This is a genomic window from Burkholderia sp. Se-20378, assembly GCF_017104665.1.
Taxonomy (GTDB): Bacteria; Pseudomonadota; Gammaproteobacteria; order Burkholderiales; family Burkholderiaceae; genus Burkholderia; species Burkholderia lata.
In genome coordinates this window covers 1-2,939 of record NZ_JAAGPG010000796.1, presented here as the reverse complement: position 1 = coordinate 2,939, position 2,939 = coordinate 1, and the positions used below count along the sequence as shown (strand labels likewise).

Genomic DNA, 2,939 nt, shown 5'->3' with positions numbered 1-2,939 from the left:
CATGGGTCACCCCCTCTTTTCGCTGTCCGTTTTCCGTCCGCGCGGCCGAGCGCCGCGCGGCGGGGACGCCTGCGTGCTGTTTCCGTTCCTGCCGAACCGGTTGCCCGCCCGACGTCGGGGCAACCCTGCGGATCGCATGTGCCGCGGCCGAGACGTCGTTCGCAGTTTCCGCTCATCAAGGAGCACGATCATGGCCAACCTGGCTCAGGCCCGCCCCGACGAGGATCTCGACTTGTCGACGCTCGCCGTTCCCGACCACGCGCGCATGCCGCCCTTTTCGCTGACGATGGCGTGGTGGGCCGTGTGCAGCGCGGTGTTCTACATCGTCGTGGGCGCCACGCTCGCGCTCACCTACGGCGCGCGCAACGCGCTGATCGGGATGGCGCTGTCGGTCGTGTCGTACGGCCTCGTCAACACGATCATCAGCCGCTACGCGATCCGCACGGGACTCTCGGTCGCGCTGTTCTCGCGCGTGCTGTTCGGCAGCGCCGGCGCGGCGCTCGCGACGCTGATCTTCTTCGCGACGGCGATCTACTACGCGGTGTTCGAAGGCTCGGTGATCGCGGTTGCCGCGCATCACCAGTTTCCGGCGCTCGACTACAAATGGGCCGCACTGATCGTCGTCTGCTACAGCGTGCCGCTCGTGTTCGGCAGCGTGCAGCACTGGCTCGACAAGTTCAACGGCGTGCTGCTGCCGTTCTACCTGCTCGGGCTGCTCGCGGCGGTCGGGCTCGCGACGGCCGAATACGGCTACAACGCGGCCTGGCTCGATTTCGGACCGGCCGGCAACGTGCCGGCCGGCGGCTGGTGGCACTGCTTCGTCTACTACATGGGCGTGTGGGTGCTGATGATGTTCACGTTCGACTACGCGCGCTTCGGCCGCAAGGAGGACGCGGGCTATCACGGCCGCTTCAACTTCGGGATGCCGTTCTACCTCGTCACGTTTCTCGTCAACGGCGCGGCCGGCATCTATCTCGTCAGCACGATTCCGGGGCTCGGTACGCTCTCCGAAGTATCGGTCGTGCTCGCACTGCTGAAGCTGATGGGGGTGTGGGGGCTGCTGTTCGTGTGGGTCACGCAATCCCGGATCAACACCGCGAACTACTACCTCGCGACCGTCAACATGCAGGCGTTCTTCCTGAAGGTGGCCGGTCTGCGCGCGCCGAAGTTCGTGTGGGCAGTCGTGGTCGGCGCGGTCGTCTATGCGCTGATGATGGCGGACATCTTCTCGCGGATCCTGCAGGCGCTCGCGTATCAGGGCATCTTCGTCGTCGCATGGGTCGGCGTTGCGCTCGCGCACATCCTGTCCGACCGGTACGGGCAGCTCGTCGGCGACGACGTCGAATGCCGCGACGCGCATGTGCCGACCTTCAACCCGGGCGGGCTGACCGCATGGTTCGCCGGCGCGTTCGTTGGACTCGCGCTGAACCAGGCGACGGGGTTCGCCGCGTCGCTGTCGGCGCCCGCGACGTTCGTCGTGTCGTGGGTGGTCTATCGCGCGCTGCTGGGCACGGCCAAGCGGACCTGGTTCGTGCGCAATACGTGACGGGACGCCCGCGCGCCGCCGCGCCTCATCCGATCGTCTGCACCGCGTTGCCCTGCGCATCGCGGATCACGGTCTTCTCCACCCGCCAGCGCACGCCGTCGAGCCCGTCGACCGCATACTCGCCGGCGCGCGGCTGCAGCGTGCGGGCCAGCGCCTGCACCGTCGCGTCGGTGAGTTGCAGCGTCAGCGTGCCGTCCTCGTCGGTCACGCCGTTCGCGTCGCCGTGCACGAACCGCACCGCGCCGTCATGACCGACCAGGCGGAACGGCCGGTCGAACGGCAACCGCAGCGGCAGCAGCGTGACCAGTTCGTCGACCTGCCGCGCGCCGACGGTGATCTCGATCACGGGTGCGCGCAGCAGCCGCTTGCGCGTTTCCCATCCAAGCACGTCGGTGAACAGGTAGCCGCTCGACGAGCCGTCGCGCTGCGTACCGGCGTCGACCGCGGCGCGCACGTCCGCGCGCTCGAGCAGCGACGCGCGGCCGAGATCGGTCACCCATAGCGGCATATGCGGCAGCAGCGTGTCGAGCAGCGCGCGCGTGCGCCAGCGTTTCGCGGCGCGCTCCTCGTCGAGCGTCAGCCCGACGATCTGCAGGAACGCGAGACTGCCGTGCGACGTATCGATCGCCGGCAGCTCCGGATCGAATGCGAAACCCATCGAGCAGAGCTGCGTATCGGTATCGAGCGCGATCGGGCCGTTGGCCGTCATCCAGTGACCGTCGTCGAACGCGTTGCCGCTCTGGAACACGTAGCGCGCGAGGTTCTGCAGGAAGCTGAACACCCAGTTCGGCGGTTCTTCGTCGGCGGCGCCGCACGCGACGCGCATCGTCAGCTCGAATCCGAAGCCGCTGACGGCCGGATCATCCGACTCCTTCGCATACAGCTCGGACAGCCCGTACGTGACGAAATGCCAGTGCGGCACGGGCTCCGTGCGCTTCCACACGCTGATCCCGTCGAGCGGATCGCGGCCGCCGAGCCGCCACTTGAGCAGCGTGCCGTAGTGTTTCGGCTCCTGCCCCGGATAGATAAGCGCAAGCGCGCCGTCGATCGCGTCCCAGCCAGGCGCGCTGTCGTCGGCTGCGCCGTCCTGCGGGTCGTGTGGTGCGTCCGTCATGTGGCCCTCTCTCCCGGGTGGTGTCCCGGTGGGTGGTGTCGGTGCGTGCGGCGGCAGTGGCCGCCGCCATCCGACGCACGCGTCACACGTGTGCCGCCGCGCCGTCGATCGATGCGCGCACGCGCTCGACGAGTTGTTGATCGACCGGCGCCAGCACCTCGCCGCGCGGCCGTACGCCCGAACCGAAATGCACCGCGCGCACGCCGGTCGCACGGACGAAATCGCCGACCGCGTCGACCGTGAGCCCCGAGCCGGCCAGCACCGTGCAGGTCGAGCCTG

At 68.6% G+C, this 2,939-nt stretch carries 2 protein-coding genes and 1 pseudogene; 1 reads left to right on the top strand and 2 read right to left on the bottom strand.

Annotation, left to right across the window (positions count from 1 at the left end; all coding sequences use genetic code 11):
• Window positions 1–190: 190 nt before the first annotated feature.
• Window positions 191–1,546 (top strand): cytosine permease, encoded by a 1,356-nt coding sequence (locus tag G3N93_RS37635; protein WP_206135292.1) that lies wholly within the window; start codon window positions 191–193, stop codon window positions 1,544–1,546.
• A gap of 25 nt (window positions 1,547–1,571) precedes the next feature.
• On the opposite strand, the gene G3N93_RS37630 is transcribed toward G3N93_RS37635, so the two are convergent.
• Window positions 1,572–2,660, bottom strand: a complete 1,089-nt coding sequence (locus tag G3N93_RS37630; RefSeq protein WP_206135291.1) for a suppressor of fused domain protein — start codon at window positions 2,658–2,660, stop codon at window positions 1,572–1,574.
• Window positions 2,661–2,742: 82 nt separating this feature from the next.
• Window positions 2,743–2,939: pseudogene (locus G3N93_RS37625) on the bottom strand (copper homeostasis protein CutC); the annotation flags it as partial.

Excerpts from the sequence above, each read along its gene's own strand:
- G3N93_RS37630 (WP_206135291.1), bottom strand. The coding sequence starts at position 2,660 with ATGACGGACGCACCACACGACCCGCAGGACGGCGCAGCCGACGACAGC.
- G3N93_RS37635 (WP_206135292.1), top strand. The coding sequence starts at position 191 with ATGGCCAACCTGGCTCAGGCCCGCCCCGACGAGGATCTCGACTTGTCG.